15 protein-coding genes are annotated in these 21,191 nt (G+C 34.5%); all 15 read left to right on the top strand.

All coding sequences use genetic code 11. The features are described 5' to 3' along the window. Positions 1–95 precede the first annotated feature (95 nt). A complete protein-coding gene (locus tag Q0807_RS12705; protein WP_054851362.1) occupies positions 96–4,430 on the top strand; it encodes a CusA/CzcA family heavy metal efflux RND transporter in 4,335 nt (1,444 codons plus the stop codon). A 4-nt stretch (positions 4,431–4,434) separates the two neighbouring features. Continuing rightward, positions 4,435–5,640, top strand: a complete 1,206-nt coding sequence (locus tag Q0807_RS12700) for an efflux RND transporter periplasmic adaptor subunit (protein ID WP_013622779.1) — start codon at positions 4,435–4,437, stop codon at positions 5,638–5,640. Between the two features lie 2 nt (positions 5,641–5,642). Beyond that, positions 5,643–6,056: a Fur family transcriptional regulator gene (locus Q0807_RS12695; RefSeq protein ID WP_013622780.1), complete on the top strand. Its 414-nt coding sequence runs from the start codon at positions 5,643–5,645 to the stop codon at positions 6,054–6,056. 56 nt (positions 6,057–6,112) lie between these two features. Next, complete coding sequence (locus Q0807_RS12690; protein WP_191099761.1) at positions 6,113–6,475, top strand: DUF3703 domain-containing protein; 363 nt, start codon at positions 6,113–6,115, stop codon at positions 6,473–6,475. Next, entirely contained in the window at positions 6,472–7,059 is a 588-nt protein-coding gene (merTP, locus tag Q0807_RS12685) for a mercuric transport protein MerTP (RefSeq protein ID WP_054851360.1), read from the top strand. The genes Q0807_RS12690 and merTP overlap by 4 nt, the downstream gene beginning before the upstream one ends. Before the next feature lie 5 nt (positions 7,060–7,064). Then, the gene (locus Q0807_RS12680) at positions 7,065–7,271 is read left to right on the top strand and encodes a GDCCVxC domain-containing (seleno)protein (protein WP_076692386.1); all 207 of its coding nucleotides are present in this window, start codon (positions 7,065–7,067) and stop codon (positions 7,269–7,271) included. An 11-nt stretch (positions 7,272–7,282) separates the two neighbouring features. After that, positions 7,283–9,235, top strand: coding sequence for a heavy metal translocating P-type ATPase (locus Q0807_RS12675; RefSeq protein WP_299110403.1), 1,953 nt, complete (start codon positions 7,283–7,285; stop codon positions 9,233–9,235). Between the two features lie 71 nt (positions 9,236–9,306). Next, positions 9,307–9,720 carry a hypothetical protein gene (locus Q0807_RS12670; protein ID WP_299110402.1) on the top strand — a complete coding sequence of 138 codons (414 nt, stop codon included), beginning with the start codon at positions 9,307–9,309 and terminating at the stop codon, positions 9,718–9,720. A 107-nt stretch (positions 9,721–9,827) separates the two neighbouring features. Further along, complete coding sequence (locus Q0807_RS12665; protein ID WP_299110401.1) at positions 9,828–13,574, top strand: efflux RND transporter permease subunit; 3,747 nt, start codon at positions 9,828–9,830, stop codon at positions 13,572–13,574. Then, positions 13,571–14,806 (top strand): TolC family protein, encoded by a 1,236-nt coding sequence (locus Q0807_RS12660; protein ID WP_299110399.1) that lies wholly within the window; start codon positions 13,571–13,573, stop codon positions 14,804–14,806. Before Q0807_RS12665 ends, Q0807_RS12660 begins: the two co-directional genes overlap by 4 nt. Before the next feature lie 4 nt (positions 14,807–14,810). Further along, positions 14,811–17,306: a heavy metal translocating P-type ATPase gene (locus tag Q0807_RS12655; protein WP_299110397.1), complete on the top strand. Its 2,496-nt coding sequence runs from the start codon at positions 14,811–14,813 to the stop codon at positions 17,304–17,306. 4 nt (positions 17,307–17,310) lie between these two features. Further along, complete coding sequence (locus Q0807_RS12650) at positions 17,311–18,102, top strand: cation transporter (RefSeq protein ID WP_105045948.1); 792 nt, start codon at positions 17,311–17,313, stop codon at positions 18,100–18,102. 26 nt (positions 18,103–18,128) lie between these two features. Next, on the top strand, positions 18,129–18,611 hold the full coding sequence (locus Q0807_RS12645) for a DUF305 domain-containing protein (protein WP_178984908.1): 483 nt from the start codon (positions 18,129–18,131) through the stop codon (positions 18,609–18,611). Continuing rightward, positions 18,601–20,379, top strand: a complete 1,779-nt coding sequence (locus Q0807_RS12640; RefSeq protein ID WP_191099765.1) for an efflux RND transporter periplasmic adaptor subunit — start codon at positions 18,601–18,603, stop codon at positions 20,377–20,379. The genes Q0807_RS12645 and Q0807_RS12640 overlap by 11 nt, the downstream gene beginning before the upstream one ends. A gap of 32 nt (positions 20,380–20,411) precedes the next feature. Next, entirely contained in the window at positions 20,412–20,906 is a 495-nt protein-coding gene (locus Q0807_RS12635; protein ID WP_115839041.1) for a heavy-metal-associated domain-containing protein, read from the top strand. Positions 20,907–21,191: the final 285 nt, after the last annotated feature.

The following is a 21,191-nucleotide window of genomic DNA, read 5'->3' as shown; positions in this document are numbered from 1 at the left end:
CAATTTTGAGCCTAAAGGGTTCTTTTCATTTCGTGTAATTCTATTTCTTATATCAGAATTATTTCGAATAGTTTAACTGAATTAATACATTTTCTATGATTAATAAAATCATTGATTTTTCAATCAATAACAAATTCATTATTGGTTTGCTTACGCTTACCATAATCGGAACAGGTATTTGGAGTATGACCAAAGTGCCAATAGATGCTGTTCCAGATATTACCAATAACCAAGTACAGGTTATAACACAATCCCCCAATTTAGGTACTGAAGATATTGAGCAAATTGTTACTTATCCAATTGAAGTGGCAATGAGCAATCTTCCTGATGTTCAGGAAATAAGGTCAATTTCTCGTTTTGGCTTATCTGTGGTTACTATTGTATTTGATGATGATATGGGAACATATCTACCTCGCCAATTAGTAGCCGAAAAACTAAACAAAGTCAAAGAGCAAATACCTGCTGGATTTGGCGAACCTACAATGGGGCCTATTTCAACAGGTTTAGGAGAGATTTACCAATACACACTAAAAGTTGCACCAGAGTTTAAAGACAAATACAACATTGCAGATTTACGCTCAATGCAAGACTGGATTGTACAGCGTCAAATGGCAATGGTTCCTGGTGTGGTAGAAGTAAACGCTATTGGTGGAAAAATAAAACAATACGAAGTAGCGGTTGACCCAAACGATTTAAATGCTATTGGCCTTACCATTACAGATGTGTTTAATGCACTTGAAGCCAATAATCAAAATACAGGAGGTGCATATATTGAAAAGAACCATCAAGCCAATTTTATTCGTGGTGAAGGCTTGGTGAGAAGTTTAGAGGACATTAAAAAAATCACTGTCAAGAATATTAATAATATACCTGTCACTATTGGCGATATTGCTACGGTACAATTTGGCTCTGCAATTCGTTACGGTGCATTAACCCAAGATGGTGAAGGAGAAGTTGTAGGTGGATTGGTAATGATGCTAAAAGGAGCTAATTCCAATGATGTTATTGCCAATGTAAAAGAGCGAATGACTCAAATTGAAAAGTCGTTACCAGAAGGCGTAATTATTGAACCATTATTAGACCGAAGTAAATTAATTGGCGAAACAACTTCTACAGTAACAACTAATCTTATTGAAGGTGCATTAATCGTCATTTTTGTGTTGGTCTTTTTATTAGGTAATTGGCGAGGAGGTTTAATAGTTGCCTCTACTATTCCATTATCCTTATTATTTGCTTTTATTTTAATGAATGTTTTTGATGTTTGGGTAAACCTAATGAGTTTAGGAGCAATTGATTTCGGAATCATTGTAGATGGTGCTGTAATTATTGTTGAAAGCACTGTTTTTCTTATAGCATCACAAGTTTTGAAAAAGAAACAACTTACATCTAAAGAAAGAGATAAAGTTGCTTCTAATGCTTCAAAAAAGATGATGAATGCTGCCTTCTTCGGTCAGTTGATTATCCTTATCGTTTTTCTACCCATTTTAGCCTTACAAGGTATTGAAGGAAAGATGTTTAAACCAATGGCTTTGACCTTTATTTTTGCTATGATTGGTGCAATGGTACTTTGTTTAACCTATGTGCCAATGATGTCAGCTTTAATATTAAGAGCACCTAAAAACGATAAAAAATCTTATGGAGATAGATTTGTGCATTGGGTTGAAGATAAATACCAACCTTTATTGGTTAGAGCCTTGCGAAAAGGGAAATGGGTAATTGGTATTGCAGTTGTGTTGTTCGGAATAACCGTTTTTATGTTTTCAAGAATGGGTGGCGAGTTCATTCCGCAACTCGATGAAGGTGATATTGCATTTCACGCTATTTTAAAACCAGGTAGTTCACTTACAGAAACTATTGAAACTACTACCAAAATAGAACAAATAGTAAAAGCAAAATTTCCAGAAGTTGATAAAATTGTGAGTCGTATTGGTGTTGCCGAAATTCCAACCGACCCGATGCCTATGGATATTGCCGATGTTTTTGTAATTCTGAAACCTAAAAGTGAATGGACTACTATAGAATCAAAAGATGAATTGATTGAAGCAATGAAAGAAGCAGTTGAAATGGTTCCTGGTGTTAATTATGAGTTTACACAACCTATTGAAATGCGTTTTAACGAGTTATTAGAAGGTGTTCGTGAAGATATTGCTATAAAACTTTATGGTGAAGACATTGATATTCTATCTCAAAAAGCCGAAGAAATATCTAAAATTATTGCAGGTACTGAAGGCATTGGTGATATGAAAGCCGAAGCAACAACAGGTTTGCCACAAATGACCATTAATTACAACAGAAACAAATTAGCACAATACGGACTTCAAATAAATACCCTAAATCAAACCGTACAATCTGCATTTGCAGGTGGTACAGCAGGTGTAATTTTTGAAGGTGAAAAACGCTTCGATTTAGTAGTACGATTAAGCGATCAAAACCGTAAGGATATTTCAGATGTTCAAAACCTGTATATCAATTTACCTTCGGGTGCTCAAATTCCTTTACGTGAAATTGCAGATGTAAGCTATAAAGCAGGACCAATGCAAATCAGTAGAGATAACACCAATAGAAGAACCTATGTAGGTGTTAATGTTAGAGGACGTGATGTAAAATCGTTAGTAACTGAAATTAAATCAAAATTAGATGCACAATTAGAATTACCATCAGGTTATTTTATTCGTTATGGTGGTGCATTTGAAAATTTAGAACGTGCCAGCAACCGATTACAAACCGTTGTGCCTATTGCATTGTTACTCATATTTATACTAATATATTTTGCATTAAAATCTTTACCACAGACCTTAATGATTTACATAGCTATTCCAATGGCAACTATTGGTGGTGTTGTGGCGTTGTGGTTACGTGATATGCCATTTAGTATTTCGGCAGGTGTTGGTTTTATTGTGCTGTTTGGTGTTGCAGTTTTAAATGGTTTGGTAATGATAAGCGGACTCAACGAATTAAAAGAAGAAGGTGTAACCAATCTAAAGGATAGAATAGTTGAAGGTACTAAACGAAGAATCAGACCTATTATGCTAACTGCTTTTACAGATGTATTAGGCTTTCTACCAATGGCTATTTCATCATCAGCTGGTGCAGAAGTACAACGTCCATTGGCAACGGTTGTTATTGGTGGATTATTAACTTCAACTTTGCTTACCTTATTTGTTTTACCAATTTTATATCATTGGGTAGAAAACAAATCTTTTACGTTTAAGCCAAATAAAAAGTTAGTAACAGCAACAGCAGTTGTATTATTACTATTTGGCTTTTCACCACAAAGTAATGCACAAGAGTTGAATGATACAATTCCCGAAATTTCATTACAGGAAGCTGTTAAACTCGCAAAAAGTAATTATCCATTATTGAAGCAAAAGCAGTTGGAAATTACAAAACAAGAACAATTAAAATCGACTGCCTATGATTTCGGAACGACTCAAATTTTTACAGGTGGAGAAGAAATTGATAATGGAAATGGCATCTATACAACCATTGGTATTGGTCAATCAAATATCGATGTATTTGGCATTGGTTCTAAAAAGAAGCTACAAGAACAACGCATTCAATTGGAACAAAAAGCCTTTCAACTTTCCGAGTTGGAATTAGAATTGGAAGTTAAAAAAGCTTGGTCTAATTGCTATCAAATGAAACAAAACTATGATTTGTATAAGGAATTGGATTCCATTTATTCCAAATTCGAGCAAGCAGTAGCTTTAAATTATGAAGTCGAAGCTATTTCTAAATTAGAATATTCGGCAGCAAAAAATCAAGCGTTTCAAATTCAGAATAAAAAAGCGCAAGCCTATAGTAATTATCTTATTGCCTTACAGCAATTCAATTTGTGGTTGGTATCAGAAGAAATTTTTACAGTTTCAGATGAATTTGAGGTAGCGATAGATAGTGATATGGAAACATTCAGTATTGAAAGTCATCCATTGTACAGTATGTCGCAGAGCATTGTAGATGAAGCGGAAGCTAAATATAAAGCTGCAAAAGCAGATAATTTGCCAAAGTTCAATCTTCAAGGTGGTTTACAAAAAGTAAATGGCAATTCAGGATTTTACACCTATCAAGCAGGAATTTCAATTCCGTTTTTATCAGGTTCTAGCAAAGCACAAGTTAGAAGTGCCAGAATTGATAAAGAAATAGCGGAAACCAATGTAGCGTTCAAAAAACAGGAAGTACAATCAAGGTTTGTTCAGGCTAAAGAAAATTATATGAAATGGAAAACATCTTGGGAGTTTTACAAAGACCAAGTTTTACCATTAACAAAAGAGCAAAAAACAGGTGCATTACTGGCATATAGAGAAGGCGAAATTGATTATACTGCATTTACGCAGTTGATAAAAGAAGCAATTCAATCGGAACTGGAAGCACAGACTGCATTAGTAAACTATTTAGAAAGCACATTTCAATTACAATATTTTAATAAATAAGACAATGAAAAACAAAATATATAAAATCCTTACCGTAATGGTGTTAGCCATATTTGTTTCAGCTTGCGGAAATAAAGAAAATCATAACGAGAATGATGGTCATTCCCACGATGAGGAAGAAAAAACAGAAGTTAACGAAGAGCATCACGATGAAGACGAAGTAATGCTTTCACAACAGCAATTCGATGCATTGAAAATGAAAATAGATACGTTAGCATTACGTAATATGAGCGGCTATGTAGAAGCAAACGGAACGTTAGAAGTACCACCACAAAACGAAGCAGCTATTACTACTGTTGTTGGTGCAAATGTCGTTTCAATTGAAGTGATTGAAGGTGATAAGGTTAATAAAGGTCAAGTTGTGGCTTATCTATCGCACCCAAATATCATACAAGCGCAAACGGATTATTTAAACGCTTATAGCAATAGCGAGCTTGCAAAGAAAAATTATGAACGTCAACAAAAATTATACGATGCTGGTGTTGGTTCTGGTGCTAATTTCCAGAAAGCAGAAGCAGAATATCAAGCATCAAAAGCAATGGTTAATGGTTTAGAAGCGCAATTAAGAATACTCAACGTTAACACTACATCAGTTCGCAATGGAACAATTGCACAGCGCATAGCATTGCGAAGTCCAATAGAAGGCTTTGTGCAAAAAGTTGAAGTAAAAACAGGTCAATATGTAGAGCCACAAACCGAATTATTTGAAATTGTAAATACGCATCACGTTCACGCCGATTTAATGGTTTTTGAAAAAGATGTTTATAAAGTACAGAAAGGTCAGAAAGTTAACTTTACGGTACAATCCATACCAGATGCAGAGCTTATCGCAGAAATCTATTCCGTAAGCAAAACCTTTGAGGACAACCCAAAAGCAGTCCACGTTCACGCAGAAATAGAAAACAAAAAAGGTAACTTAATTCCTGGTATGTATATTCAAGGTAAAATTCAAGTAGATAATACCCAAACAAAAGCTTTACCAGAAAGTGCAATTATAAAAGAAGGCGAAAGATATTATGTGTTTTCAGTAGAAAAAGAAAATGACGATTGGAGCTTTAAACCTATCGAAGTTGTGTTAGGCACTAAAGATGGTGATTGGGTATCGGTTCAATTTACTGAAAACATAGAAAGTAATACAAAATTTGCTTATAACAATGCTTATTATCTTAACGCAGAAATGAAAAAAGGAGAAGCAGAACACGCACATTAATTATGGAAACAATAGAACAAGTATTAGAGTCAAAAAATATTCGTGTTACAGCAATGCGTTTGCTTATATATAAGTTTCTTGCAGAAAAAGAGGTCGCTGTTACTTTAAGTGATATTGAAAATGCTTTCTCAAAAGCAGACAGAACCACTTTATACAGAACTATTAAAACCTTTGAAGAAAAGGCTATTGTGCATCAAATAGACGATGGTACAGGGATTACAAAATATGCATTATGTGAAAAGGGATGTAATTGTGAAATTGAAACCGATTTGCACTTACATTTCCATTGTAATAATTGCAATGAAACCATTTGCTTAACAGAACATAAAATACCTCAAATAAAAGTGCCAGATGGTTTTGTGTCAGAGAATGTAAATTTGGTGGTAAAAGGTATTTGCGATAAGTGTAGTGTCTAATTATTGCACTTCCATTGCACTTACTATTAAAGTACATTTATCCAAAATTAGAGGATATGAAGTTTAATACTAAAATACCTAAACATCTAAAACAGGCGTATAACCAAGAATTAAAACAATACAGTTTCTGTTTAGAAAATAAGCAGTTTGGTAATGCTTGGTATCATTTAGAACGTAGTCATATAATAGGACAATCTTATCCTATAGAACATACCTATTCACATTGGCTTATGCTAAAGTTTGGATTTAGACAAAAAGATACTAAAGAAGTATTCGGTCAAATTATTAGATTGCTTGTTGGTGGCTGGAAATCATTTATAAATCACGTTCCTCTTGGTAACACAGGTGGCGCAAACGTACCACCATTAAAACGTATGCCTATTCCAAATGACATTGAAAAATTATTATATATAGAATGAAAAATAAATTAGCGGTTACAAGTATCCTAACAGCAATCACAGCTTCATTGTGTTGCATCACACCTGTTTTGGCATTAATTGCAGGTACAAGTGGTGTAGCTTCAACTTTTTCTTGGATAGAACCATTTAGACCTTACTTAATAGGGCTAACTATATTAGTTCTTCTCTTTGCTTGGTATCAAAAATTAAAACCAGAAAAAGAAATCGACTGTGAATGTGAAACGGATAAAAAACCAAAATTTATTCAGTCAAAAACCTTTTTAGGAGTTGTAACAGTATTCGCAATAGTGATGTTGGCATTACCATACTACTCAAGTATGTTTTATCCAAATTCAGAGAAACAAATTGTTATCGTTGATAAATCAAATATCAAAACAACAGTGTATAAAATAAGTGGAATGACTTGTGCCAGTTGTGAAGCTCACGTAAACCACGAAGTAAATAAACTTAACGGAATTGTAAACTCAAAAACATCATACAAGAATGGTAACGCAATCATTGAGTATGACCAAACTAAAACTAATGAATTAGAAATTGAGAAAGCAATTAATTCTACGGGTTATAAAGTAACTGATAAAAATTAAAATTGATGCAAACTATATTAAAATCGGAAATCACTTGCCCAACCTGTGGTCATAAAAAGAAAGAAGATATGCCAACTAACGCTTGTCAATTCTTTTACGAGTGTGAGCATTGTAAAACGGTTTTGAAACCAATCGAAGGAGATTGTTGTGTGTATTGTTCTTATGGTACAGTTCCTTGTCCACCAATTCAACAAAACAAAAGTTGTTGCTAAAACAAAACTAAATGAAAAAAAAGAAAGTCAATTTAAGAGATTTAAAACCAAATTCAGAAGAGCAACATTCTCACGATGATGGTCACGACCACGGAGATGGAAGTGCATTCAAGACATACATTCCTGCTATTATAAGTTTTGTTATGTTAATGGTAGGTATCGCTGTAGATTATTTTGATGCGATTCCTCAATTTGAAGGATTGATTCGAGTAGTTTGGTACACTTTAGCATATATTCCAGTTGGATTTCCTGTAATTAAAGAAGGATGGAAAAGTCTTATAAAAGGCGATGTTTTTACCGAGTTCTTTTTAATGTCTATTGCCACCATTGGTGCGTTTATCATTGGTGAATATCCTGAAGGTGTGGCAGTAATGCTATTTTATGCAGTAGGAGAATTATTTCAAAACGCAGCAGTTAATAGAGCAAAAGGAAATATTAAAGCCTTATTAGATGTTCGACCAAAAGAAGCCAATGTATTTCGTGATGGTGATTATGTTAGTGTGTCGCCAGAAGCTGTAAATATTGGTGAAAAAATACAAATTCGAGTAGGTGAGAAAATACCGTTAGATGGGATTTTATTATCCGAAAAAGCATCTCTAAACACCGCAGCATTAACAGGCGAAAGCAAACCAGATTCTATTCAGAAAGATGCAAAGGTTTACGCAGGTAGTATCAATTTAGAAAGTGTTGTTGAAGTTGAGGTAACCAACACCTTTGAAGATAGTTCTATTGCGAGAATATTAGACTTGGTTCAAAATGCTACAGCTCGTAAGTCTAAAACAGAATTATTCATTAGACAGTTTGCTCGTATCTACACACCAATTGTTGTGTTTTTAGCTATTGGTGTTACTTTTATACCTTACTTTTTTGTAGATGATTATGTGTTTAGAGATTGGTTATACAGAGCATTAATTTTCTTGGTAATATCTTGTCCTTGTGCCTTAGTGATTTCAATTCCATTAGGATATTTCGGTGGATTGGGAGCAGCTTCAAAAAATGGAATATTATTTAAAGGTGCTTCATTTTTAGATGCTATGACCAAAATAAATACTTTGGTAATGGACAAAACAGGAACCGTTACCAAAGGTGTTTTTAAAATCAAAGAAGTAAAAGCAATTGGTTGGAATGAAACCGAATTTATGCAATACTTAATGGCGTTGGAAGAACAATCCACGCATCCAATTGCTAAAGCCATTTTAGAGTACAAAGCTGAAGGAGAAGATTTTGAAGCACAAGACGTTTCTGAAATTGCAGGTAAAGGTTTAAAAGGCGTTGTTAATGGTAAAACAGTTTTAGTAGGAAATAAAGCCTTAATGACTGCGAATAATATAAATGTTCCATCTGAAACGGAATCTATTGTAGAATCGATAGTATTAGTTGCAATCGATAATCAATTTGCAGGTTATGTAGTCATAGCAGATGAATTAAAGGAAGATGCAAAAGAAACTATTACAGCATTACATAAAGTAGGTATCAAAAATATTATGATGCTTTCCGGTGATAAAGATTCGATTACCCAACAAGTTGCAAAAGAATTAAATATTGAAAATGCTAAAGGTGGCTTATTACCAGAAGATAAATTAAACGAAGTTGAAATTTTAAAGAAAAATCCTGAAAATAAAGTAGCTTTTATAGGTGATGGTATTAACGATGCACCTGTTTTAGCAGCAAGTAATGTTGGTATTGCAATGGGTGGTTTAGGTAGTGATGTTGCTATTGAAACAGCAGATGTTATCATTCAAACAGACCAACCTTCAAAAGTAGTGAGAGCCATTAAAATAAGTCATTCCACACGTAAAATTGTTTGGCAGAATATCATTTTAGCATTTGGTATTAAAGTTATTGTCTTGATTTTAGGAGCAGGTGGTTTAGCCACAATGTGGGAAGCAGTTTTTGCAGATGTAGGAGTAGCATTATTAGCAATTTTAAATGCAGTTAGATTGCAGAAAATGAAATGGGATTAAGCAGATTAATCAATTAAACTTCTGTTAAACAAAATCAATAGTTGTTAAAATTTCGTAACTTCGCAATCAATATGAAGCAGATTTTCCATAAAATAATGTCTTTAGCAATGGCTTTTGTAGTGTTATTCTCTACAATGTCATTTACTGTGAATATGCATTATTGCGGAGATACGTTAGTAGAAACTGCCATATTTCATAAGGCCAAAGGGTGCGGAATGGAAATGGAAAAGCCTTCAACCGAAGGATGTTCTATTACCAAGAAAAATTGTTGTGATGATAAACAATTAGCAATTGAAGGTCAAGACGAACTACAACTGCAAATTGACAAAATCTCATTTGAGCAACAACTATTTATAGCTTCATTTGTTTACACTTACATTAACCTTTTTGAAGGTTTAGAAAATAACGTTTCTACTTACGAAGAATATAAACCGCCACTCGTCATAAGGCAACTCTACAAGATTGACGAAACATACTTAATTTGATTTTTAAACAATAGACTTTTTTATCCTATGACTGCAATGTCGTAAGGATAATTTACTGTATTCGGTGTTTTTACAACACTATTGTCTAATTGTTTAAAATCAATCATATGCTAAATAAAAGCATCAAATTTTTAATAGAAAACAAACTCGTTGCAGTTCTGCTACTCGTCCTTTTTATTGGATGGGGAACTGTTAATGCACCTTTTAATTGGGATACAGGATTTTTGCCAAGTAACCCTGTAGCAGTAGATGCTATTCCCGATATAGGTGAAAATCAACAAATCGTATTTACCAAGTGGGATGGTCGTTCCCCACAAGATATAGAAGACCAAATAACCTATCCATTAACCACATCATTATTGGGTATTCCTGGAGTGAAAACCATTCGTAGTTCCTCTATGTTTGGGTTTTCAAGCATCTATATCATTTTTGAAGAGGATATAGAATTTTACTGGAGCAGAAGTCGTATTCTCGAAAAACTTAATTCCTTACCAAGTGGTTTATTACCCGAAGGTGTTAATCCTGCTTTGGGTCCAGATGCTACAGGATTAGGACAAATATTTTGGTACACGCTTGAAGGTCGTGACGAAAACGGAAATGTAACTGGTGGTTGGGATTTGCAAGAGTTACGCAGTATTCAGGATTACTATGTAAAGTATGCGTTGTCCTCTGCAAGTGGTGTTTCAGAAGTAGCTTCAATTGGTGGTTATGTTCAAGAATACCAAGTGGATGTTAATCCAGAACTGATGCGTCAATATAATATTGGATTGCAACACGTTGTAAAAGCGGTTAAAGAAAGCAACAAAGATATTGGTGCACAAACTTTGGAAATTAACCAAGCCGAATATTTAGTGCGTGGTTTGGGGTATGTAAAATCCATTTCAGACATCGAAAATGCAGTAGTCACTTCAGAAGATTATACTTCAATTAGGATAAAGGATATTGGTAAAGTTTCATTAGGTCCTGCAACAAGACGTGGTTTATTAGATAAAGAAGGTGCAGAGGTTGTTGGTGCTGTTGTGGTGGCTCGTTATGGCGCAAACCCAATGGAAGTTATCAATAATGTGAAAGAGAAGATTAATGAATTAAGTGCAGGATTACCTTCAAAAGTATTGGCGGATGGTAGAACTTCCCAAGTAACAATAGTCCCATTTTATGACAGAACAGAACTGATACAAGAAACTTTAGGTACACTCAATGAAGCATTGACTTTAGAAATCTTAATTACCATCCTGGTAATTATCATTATGGTATTTAATCTTCGAGCTTCCATACTAATTTCTGGACTTTTACCAGTAGCGGTTTTAATGGTGTTTATTGCGATGAAACTCTTTGGTGTTGATGCTAATATTGTGGCATTATCAGGTATTGCTATTGCTATTGGTACAATGGTCGACGTAGGTGTCATACTATCAGAAAACATTATAAGGCATTTGGATGAAAACGAAAATGTCATTCCGACAGAGCAAGGAACGAGCGACGAGGAATCTCATAAAAAGTTACCCATAAACACAGTAGTCTATAACGCAACAGCTGAAGTGTCTGGTGCAATCGTAACCGCAGTTATGACAACTATTATCAGTTTCATTCCTGTATTTACAATGATTGGAGCGGAAGGAAAACTATTCAGACCATTAGCCTTCACAAAGACTTTTGCATTAACAGCTTCTATAATAGTAGCGTTGTTTTTAATTCCACCGTTTGCTGCATTTTTATTCAGAAAGAAAAACATCAAAAACTCTTTTAAATATGTTTTAAATGGTGTTTTAATAGCATTGGGAATCGTAGCCATAGTCTATGGATATTGGTTAGGATTAATTTTAATTGCGTTTGGGATTACAGCATTTCTCAATCTTCAAAGTAAGATAACAGACAAGCAAGCTAATCTTATCAATATCATTATTTCGGTATCAGCTATTGTATTCTTGTTAGCCGAATATTGGAGACCATTAGGCGTTGATAAAAGCATTTTTTGGAATCTCATTTTTGTGAGTGTTATTTGCTTTGGTTTATTAGGTGTTTTCTCATTATTTATAAAATACTACACACGTATTTTAAGGTGGTGTTTAGATAATAAGTTATTGTTTTTATCTGTACCAACGGCTATTGTAATTGCAGGTTTTTTCATTATGAAAAATACAGGCAAAGAGTTTATGCCCTCATTAAATGAAGGCTCATTTCTACTAATGCCAACCTCGATGCCTCATTCTGGCGTGGAAGAAAATAAACGTGTTTTACAGCAATTGGATATGGCAGTAGCCAGTATTCCAGAGATTGAAACCGTAGTTGGTAAAGCAGGTAGAACAGAATCAGCGTTAGACCCAGCACCTTTGTCGATGTATGAAAATATCATTCAGTATAAACCAGAATATATGCTGAATGAAAACGGAGTACGCCAACGCTATAAAGTCAATGATGATGGTGAATATGTGTTAAAAAACGGAATGTCATTGCGAGCGGAACAGCGTGAAGCGTGGCAATCTCTTAAAGCAAAAGAACAACTCATTCCAGACGATGATGGCGAGTTCTACCGTAATTGGCGACCAGAAATACAGTCACCGGACGATATTTGGAATGAAATTGTAAAAGTTACCAAATTGCCAGGCGTAACCTCTGCACCAAAGCTACAACCTATTGAAACCCGATTGGTAATGCTTCAAACAGGAATGAGAGCACCTATGGGAATTAAAGTAAAAGGTCAAGACTTAAAGCAGATTGAAGCGTTTGGTGTGCAATTAGAAAACATCATCAAGGAAGCTGAAGGTGTTAAAAAAGAAGCTGTTTTTGCAGACCGTATTGTTGGTAAACCCTATTTGTTAATTGATATTGATAGAGAGAAAATTGCACGTTATGGCATTTCGATACAAGATGTTCAAGATGTATTAAAAGTAGCAGTTGGTGGTATGGTCTTAACCCAAACGGTAGAAGGTCGAGAGCGATATGGTGTACGAGTACGATACCCAAGAGAATTACGAGCAAACCCAACAGACTTACAACAGATTTATGTGCCAGTTGAAAAAGGAAGTCCTGTGCCTTTAAGCGAATTGGCAACTATAAGTTACGAACAAGGTCCACAGGTCATTAAAAGTGAAGATACCTTTTTAGTTGGCTATGTATTGTTCGATAAACTAGATGGTTTTGCCGAAGTCAATGTAGTTGAAAGCGCACAAGCTCTAATTCAGCAAAAGATAGATAGTGGCGAATTAGTAGTTCCAAAAGGTATTAACTACCAATTTACAGGAACATACGAAAATCAGTTGCGAGCCGAAAAAACCTTGTCGGTTGTTGTGCCTTTAGCATTAGCAATTATTTTCTTAATTCTGTATTTCCAATTCCGTTCTGTAGGTACGTCATTAATGGTATTTACAGGTATTGCAGTAGCATTTGCAGGTGGTTTTATTATGATTTGGTTGTATGGTCAAGGATGGTTTTTAAACTTTAATTTCTTTGGTGAAAACCTACGCGATTTATTCCAGATGCACCCAATCAATTTAAGTGTAGCAGTTTGGGTTGGATTTATTGCGCTCTTCGGTATTGCAACAGATGATGGTGTAGTAATGGCAACTTATTTAACCCAAACATTCGATAGAAATACACCAGATAATAAAAAGGAAATTAGAGCATCCGTTGTTGAAGCAGGTGAAAAACGAATCAGACCGTGTTTAATGACTACAGCTACGACCATTTTAGCATTATTACCAGTATTAACCTCTACAGGTCGAGGAAGCGATATAATGATACCTATGGCAATACCAAGTTTTGGTGGAATGCTTATAGCCTTAATCACTTTGTTTGTTGTACCAGTATTGTATAGCTGGAAAGCAGAAGTTCAACTTAAAAGAACATCAAAATGAAATATAAATCAATACAAATAAAAATCGTCTTGGCTCTTGGCTCTTGTTTCTTGAGTCTTTTTGCGAACGCTCAACAATTAGAAATACTTATCGATGAAGCCTTAACAAACAATCCAGAAATTCAAAAGTTTGAGTTACAATACAAAAGAGCTTCCGAAAAGGTAAACGAGGTCAACACCATTCCTAATACCGAATTTGGTGTTGGTTATTTTGTGAGTGAGCCAGAAACACGAACAGGTGCACAACGCTTTAAAGTATCTGCTAAACAAATGTTACCGTGGTTTGGGACTATTACTTCGAGAGAAAATTACGTGAGTTCATTGGCAGATGCTAAATACGAAGACATTGTCATCGCAAAGCGAAAACTAATGGCTTCGGTATCACAATCCTATTATAATCTATACGCTAACAAAGCAAAGCAAGAGGTTTTAACTGAAAACATCAAACTATTAGAAACTTATGAAACGTTGGCATTAACTTCTGTAGAGGTTGGTAAAGCATCCGCAGTAGATGTGTTGCGATTGCAAATGCGTCAGAACGAAATACAACAATTAAAAGATGTATTGCAACAACAGTTTTTAGCAGAACAAACTAACTTCAATAATCTATTGAATAGAGATAATGATGTTACCGTGAATGTGGTAGATAGTTTAATGATACCTTCAGAAGACTTTGATATTACTTTTGAAAAATTAGTATTACATCCTGAATTACTGAAATTTGATAAACTCTATCAATCCATAGAGCAATCAGAATTATTGAATCAAAAAGAAAGCAGTCCAATGATTGGTTTTGGATTAGATTATATCAATGTTGCTGAAAGACCAAATATGGATTTCAGCGATAACGGTAAGGATATTGTAATGCCAATGGTTTCGGTATCTATCCCAATTTTCAATAAGAAATATAAATCCCAAACCAAACAAAATGAGTTGCAACAGCAGGAAATTACTGCTCAAAAACAGGAACGTTTAAATTCTTTGGAAACACTTTTAGACAAAGCGATTAACGAACGCATTTCTGCAAGAATAAGTTATGCAACCCAAACGAAAAACTTAAAGCAAGCTAAAGATGCAGAAGACATTTTAATCAAAAACTATGAAACAGGAACGATTGATTTTAATGATGTTTTGGATATTCAAGAGTTGCAGCTAAAGTTTCAAATGAACCAAATAGAATCTGTGAAGACCTATTATGTGCAAAGTACAATCATTAATTATTTAATTCAGTAAAACAATGACACACACATATCACATACACGGAATGACCTGCAACGGTTGTCGCAGTCACGTTGAGGAAACGCTCTCTAAAGTAGGAGGTGTTTCAAAAGCAACAGTCGATTTAGATAAGGCAGAAGCTAACATAGAAATGGAATCACATATTCCCATAGAAACATTTCAAGAAGCCTTAAAAAAGGATGGTGGTACATATAGCATTTATAAACAAGGTGAACACCATCAGCATTCAGAAGCTAAAAAGGAAAAGCAACCTAAAGGTACAGGCACATTTTATTGTCCTATGCATTGCGAAGGCGATAAAATCTATAACAAACCAGGTGATTGTCCTGTTTGCGGAATGGATTTGGTGGAAGAACAAAATCTATCAGCAACTTCAAAGGAACAATGGACGTGTCCGATGCATCCAGAAATTGTAAAAGAAGAAGCAGGTTCGTGTCCTATTTGTGGGATGGATTTAGTGCCAATGGAAGCAGATAGTTCAGCAGAAGAAAAAACGTATAAAAAGCTATTAAAGAAATTTTGGATTGCCACAGCATTTACCTTGCCCATTTTCTTAATGGCTATGAGCGAAATGCTCAATAACAATCCGTTGTACGATATAATGGAACAGAAATATTGGAACTGGATACAGTTTGCATTATCTATTCCAGTTGTATTTTATGCGACTTGGATGTTTTTTGAACGTGCTTATAGAAGTTTAAAAACGTGGAATCTCAATATGTTTACACTCATTGGAATCGGTGCAGGTGTAGCTTGGTTATTTAGCGTTTTTGGTATGTTATTTCCAGATGTGTTTCCGGCACAGTTTAAAACTGAATCAGGTGCAGTCCACGTCTATTTTGAGGCAGCAACGGTTATTCTAACCTTGGTGCTTTTAGGGCAGTTGTTAGAAGCGCGTGCACATAGTAAAACTAATTCGGCAGTAAAAGAATTATTAAAGTTAGCACCTAATAAAGCCATTAAAATAGTAGATGGAGAAGAAGTTGAAGTCAGTATAGATAAGATAGAATTAAATGATATTCTAAAAGTAAAACCAGGTGACAAAATTCCTGTAGATGGAATGATAACTGAAGGTGAAACAACCATTGACGAATCTATGATTACAGGAGAACCTATTCCTGTAAACAAATCTCAAGAAGATAAAGTAAGTAGCGGAACAATTAATGGGAATCAAGCCTTTTTAATGAAAGCTGAAAAAGTCGGAAGCGACACGCTTTTATCACAAATCATTCATATGGTTAATGATGCCAGTAGAAGTCGTGCACCTATTCAAAATTTAGCAGATAAAGTTTCAGGCTATTTTGTGCCAGTTGTAGTTCTTATTTCTATTATCACATTTATTGTATGGTCTATTTGGGGACCAGAACCAGTTTATGTGTATGCGTTTGTCAATGCAATTGCAGTACTAATCATTGCTTGTCCTTGTGCTTTAGGTTTAGCAACACCAATGTCTGTAATGGTTGGTGTGGGTAAAGGTGCTCAAAATGGTGTATTGATTAAAAATGCTGAAGCTCTTGAAAAAATGGATAAGGTAAATACGCTTATCGTTGACAAGACAGGAACAATTACCGAAGGAAAACCAACAGTTGAAACCGTTGGTGCTTTTAATGATGCTTTAAGCGAAAAAGAAGTGTTACAGTACATCGTGTCATTAAATACCAATAGCGAACATCCTTTAGCAGAAGCGACAGTTAAATATGGCAAAGAACACAACGCAGAAATTTTAAAGTCCGAAGATTTTAGTGCTGTTACAGGAAAAGGTGTTGAAGCTAAAATTGATGGAAAAAATGTAGCATTAGGTAATCCTAAAATGATGGAATATGCCAAAGCAGATATTACCTCTAAAATGAAAGACGAAGCTAAATCTTACCAAAAACAAGGCAAAACAGTTTCTTATTTGTCAATAGATGAAACCGTAGTTGGATATGTAGTTATAGGCGATAAGATAAAAGAAACAAGTGCTAAAGCCATTAAATCACTTCAAGATAAAGGGATAGATGTAATAATGCTAACAGGTGATAATCACGATACAGCACAAGCAGTAGCATCAGAACTAAATCTTGCAGATTTTAAAGCCAGTATGCTACCAGAAGACAAACTCAAAGAAGTAGAGAAACTACAAAAAAATGGAAAAGTAGTTGCTATGGCAGGTGATGGAATTAATGATGCACCAGCATTGGCAAAAAGTGATGTAGGTATTGCAATGGGAACAGGAACAGATGTAGCGATAGAAAGTGCTATGATAACTTTAGTAAAAGGCGATTTACACGGTATTGTAAAAGCAAAAAATTTGAGTAATGCTGTAATGAAGAACATTAAGCAAAACCTATTTTTTGCACTTATCTACAACACTTTAGGTGTACCTATTGCAGCAGGTGTGTTGTTTCCATTCTTCGGAATACTACTCTCGCCAATGATAGCAGCTTTAGCAATGAGTTTTAGCTCTGTTTCGGTAATAGGTAACGCATTACGATTAAGAACAAAAAACATTTAATTATATGCAGAAAACAGTTTTCAAAATATCAAAAATGGATTGTCCTTCTGAAGAAAATCTAATCAAAATGAAACTTTCTGATATAGATGGTATCAAACAACTTGATTTTAATTTAGAAGAAAGAATCTTAACACTATATCATAATTCAAATGTAAATGAAATTGGTAATGCCTTAAAAGAATTAAAATTAAATGAAAGTTTAATCAGTTCAGAAGATACCGACACAATTATTACTGAATCTACAAGGAGTCAATCCAAACTGTTGTGGACAGTTCTAATCATCAATTTTGCATTTTTTATTATTGAAATGAGTACAGGACTTATTTCAAAATCAATGGGATTAGTTGCTGATAGTTTAGATATGTTGGCAGATTCATTTGTTTATGGATTGAGTTTAATAGCGGTTGGTGGTACAGTTTTAAAAAAGAAACGTATTGCAAAATATGCAGGCTATTTTCAGATAACACTTGCAATTATCGGAATCGTTGAGGTAATACGTCGGTTTTTAGGCTATGAATCGCTACCTGTATTTTCAACAATGATTATCGTTTCAGTATTTGCTTTGATTGCAAATGGCATTTGCTTGTACCTCTTACAAAAATCTAAAAGTCAAGAAGCACATATGCGTGCCAGTATGATTTTTACCTCTAATGATATTATAATAAATCTTGGCGTAATTACAGCAGGCGTTTTAGTCAATTGGCTGCATTCTGGTATTCCAGATTTAATTATAGGAATCATTGTATTTGGATTGGTGATACAAGGTGCATTCAGGATATTAAAATTAAGTAAGTAAAAAGTTTAACTATAAAATCAAAAAATATGGAAAATTCAAAAGAACACTCAAACAAAGGAAATTACAAAACCTTCTTTATAATGTTGGCTTGCTCATTTGTAGCAATGTACATCACAATGTACTTAAACACCTATTCCATAGACCACGTATGGTTTAGTTTAACACGATTCTATATGACGTGTTTAGGAATTTCAACAATGGCAGTAATAATGTGGTTTTTTATGCGAAAAATGTATAATGATAAAAAGAAGAATATCGCCATACTTGCAGGTAGTTTTATTCTGTTTGTAGGTGCATTAGGGTTGGTAAGAACACAAGCACCAATTATTGGTGATGTCCTTTGGATGAAAGCAATGATACCGCATCATTCTATCGCTATTTTAACAAGTGAAAGAGCAGATATTCAAGACCCAGAAGTTAAGAAATTAGCAGAAGACATTATAAAAGCACAACGTAAAGAAATAGAAGAAATGAAAGCAATGATAAAACGATTAGAGAATGAAAAATAATAAAATAGTCATATATATTGGCATACTCGTAGTAGGTGTGTTATTGGGTTGGTTGCTTTTTGGTGGCTCATCAAATGAAGAAATAGACCATAATCACGATGCGGTTGCAGCAACCAATCAAATGTGGACGTGTTCTATGCATCCACAGATTATGCAACCAGAGCCAGGCGACTGCCCCATTTGTGGTATGGATTTAATTCCTGCGGAAAGCGGAAGTGATGGCTTAATGGCAGACCAATTTAAACTAACAGAAAATGCGATGGCATTAGCCAATATTCAAACAACTGTTGTAGGCAAGGGAAATGTTGAAGGCAACACCATAAAGTTATCTGGTAAAATTGCTGAAAACGAAGAAGCCAATGCAGTACAGGTAAGTTATTTCGCTGGAAGAATTGAACGTTTGAATGTGAGTTTTACAGGTGAAGAAGTTCGTAAAGGTCAATTATTGGCAACCATTTATTCGCCAGAACTCTATGCAGCACAACAAGAATTAATTACAGCAGCATCTTTAAAAGAATCACAACCTGCTTTATACAAAGCAGTCCGTAATAAATTGAAATTATGGAAGCTCTCTGAAAATCAAATCAATCAGATTGAAGAAACAGGAAAAGTGAAAGAAAACTTTCCTGTTTATGCAACCTTTTCGGGTACTGTTACTGAAAAATTAGTAGAGCAAGGCGATTACATTAAACAAGGTCAACCCTTATTAAAAATTGCCAATCTCAACACAGTTTGGGGAAATTTTGATGTGTATGAAAATCAGATTGACCGCTTTAAAAAAGGACAGGAAGTGATGATAACAACCAATGCTTATCCTAATAAAGAGTTTAAAGGTAAAGTAGATTTCATTGACCCAGTTTTAAACACGAAAACAAGAACTGTAACCTTACGTGTTGTTTTAAGCAATAAGGACGATGTATTTAAACCAGGAATGTTTGTAACCGCAAATATTGAAGGCAGTACAGCTAAAAATGATGAAGTATTATCAATTCCTGCATCTTCTGTATTATGGACAGGTGAACGTTCTGTGGTGTACCTTAAAACAAATCCAGACCAACCTATTTTTGAAATGCGTGAAATTAAATTAGGCAATCAAATTGGTAATGAATATGAAGTTGTAGAAGGTTTATTTGTTGGAAATGAAATAGTGACTAACGGAACATTTACGGTTGATGCAGCAGCACAATTACAAGGCAAAAAGTCTATGATGAATAAAGATGGTGGTAAAGTAATGACTGGACACGAAGGTCATTTAGGTATGGATAACAATGCATCTAACAAAGAAAGTGACCACACTAATATGAATGAGCGTTTGGAAGTATCAGAGAAATTTCAACAACAGTTAAATAGTGTTTACAATGCGTATATCAATTTAAAAGATGCTTTAGTAAAAGAAGATTCAATAAGTACTTCAGCAAACGCAACAACTTTATTAAATAAATTGAACAAAGTAGATATGAAATTGTTGTCAGATAATAAGGCGCATAACCATTGGATGTCATTAGAAGGCGAAATAAAATCTTCTGCAACTTCAATTTCTGAAACGTCCGATATAAAATCACAAAGAGACCATTTTAAACATTTATCATCACATCTAATCAATGCTGTACAACTATTTGGTATCAATGAAAAGGTCTATGTAGAATTTTGTCCAATGGCAGATAACAATAATGGTGCTTATTGGTTAAGCAAAGAAGAAAAAGTAATCAATCCATACTTTGGCGAAGCAATGCTAACCTGTGGTGAAGTAAAACAAGTAATAGAATAATAAATCAAGTAATAACAATTAAATTTTAAACAATGAATTTTTCAAAGAAAAATCACGAACACAAAAACAAAAATGTAATCGACGTGAGTAAAAAAGTAATTTTAAGTGTAGCTGTAATAGCAGCATTAGGTTTAACAAGTTGTAAAAACGAAACCAAAAAAGAAACAGAAACCACAACTACTGAAATGTCTAAAGATATGGCAATGACAGACCTGTCTTTTGGTGTAAGAGGAAATTGCGGTATGTGTAAAAACACTATCGAAAAAGCAGCTAACGGTGTTGAAGGTGTAGCAAGTGCTAATTGGGATGTCGATAAGAAGAAGATTGATGTGTCTTTTGATGATACAAAAACCGATGCAATGGCAATCCATAAAGCAATCGCAGCTTCAGGATATGATACCGAAAAAGTAGCAGGTGATGAAGAAGCATATGATGGTTTACCAGGTTGTTGTAAATACGACCACGAAATGATGATGAATCAATCTGGTGAAGAAAAAAGTGATGACCATTCAAATCACGACCATTAAACAAAAATGAAAGAGTCTTTTTCGGAAGGCTCTTTTTTATTCCCCACAACCCAAAACCCAGTTTTTTCGTACCTCAAAATCCTCTGTCTTTTGTGTTGTTCCGCGCGCCAATGCATAATTGGTTTTATGTCATAATACTTGTAGCCAACCCTATAATAGCACATTGCTTGTTTTATTTAAACGTCGTTATTTTATAAAATTGGTACAATAAAAAAGCAAAGAGCCATTGCCAACGCTCAAAACAACTATTACGCCACAAAACCAATCCCAAGCTATGTTACATAA

Source organism: uncultured Winogradskyella sp., assembly GCF_947495255.1.
GTDB lineage: Bacteria > Bacteroidota > Bacteroidia > Flavobacteriales > Flavobacteriaceae > Winogradskyella.
Note: the sequence above shows the minus strand (reverse complement) of the source record. Positions and strands in the feature narration are given on the sequence as shown.

Excerpts from the sequence above, each read along its gene's own strand:
- Q0807_RS12705 (WP_054851362.1), top strand. The coding sequence starts at position 96 with ATGATTAATAAAATCATTGATTTTTCAATCAATAACAAATTCATTATT.
- Q0807_RS12700 (WP_013622779.1), top strand. The coding sequence starts at position 4,435 with ATGAAAAACAAAATATATAAAATCCTTACCGTAATGGTGTTAGCCATA.
- Q0807_RS12695 (WP_013622780.1), top strand. The coding sequence starts at position 5,643 with ATGGAAACAATAGAACAAGTATTAGAGTCAAAAAATATTCGTGTTACA.
- Q0807_RS12690 (WP_191099761.1), top strand. The coding sequence starts at position 6,113 with ATGAAGTTTAATACTAAAATACCTAAACATCTAAAACAGGCGTATAAC.
- merTP (WP_054851360.1), top strand. The coding sequence starts at position 6,472 with ATGAAAAATAAATTAGCGGTTACAAGTATCCTAACAGCAATCACAGCT.
- Q0807_RS12680 (WP_076692386.1), top strand. The coding sequence starts at position 7,065 with ATGCAAACTATATTAAAATCGGAAATCACTTGCCCAACCTGTGGTCAT.
- Q0807_RS12675 (WP_299110403.1), top strand. The coding sequence starts at position 7,283 with ATGAAAAAAAAGAAAGTCAATTTAAGAGATTTAAAACCAAATTCAGAA.
- Q0807_RS12670 (WP_299110402.1), top strand. The coding sequence starts at position 9,307 with ATGAAGCAGATTTTCCATAAAATAATGTCTTTAGCAATGGCTTTTGTA.
- Q0807_RS12665 (WP_299110401.1), top strand. The coding sequence starts at position 9,828 with ATGCTAAATAAAAGCATCAAATTTTTAATAGAAAACAAACTCGTTGCA.
- Q0807_RS12660 (WP_299110399.1), top strand. The coding sequence starts at position 13,571 with ATGAAATATAAATCAATACAAATAAAAATCGTCTTGGCTCTTGGCTCT.
- Q0807_RS12655 (WP_299110397.1), top strand. The coding sequence starts at position 14,811 with ATGACACACACATATCACATACACGGAATGACCTGCAACGGTTGTCGC.
- Q0807_RS12650 (WP_105045948.1), top strand. The coding sequence starts at position 17,311 with ATGCAGAAAACAGTTTTCAAAATATCAAAAATGGATTGTCCTTCTGAA.
- Q0807_RS12645 (WP_178984908.1), top strand. The coding sequence starts at position 18,129 with ATGGAAAATTCAAAAGAACACTCAAACAAAGGAAATTACAAAACCTTC.
- Q0807_RS12640 (WP_191099765.1), top strand. The coding sequence starts at position 18,601 with ATGAAAAATAATAAAATAGTCATATATATTGGCATACTCGTAGTAGGT.
- Q0807_RS12635 (WP_115839041.1), top strand. The coding sequence starts at position 20,412 with ATGAATTTTTCAAAGAAAAATCACGAACACAAAAACAAAAATGTAATC.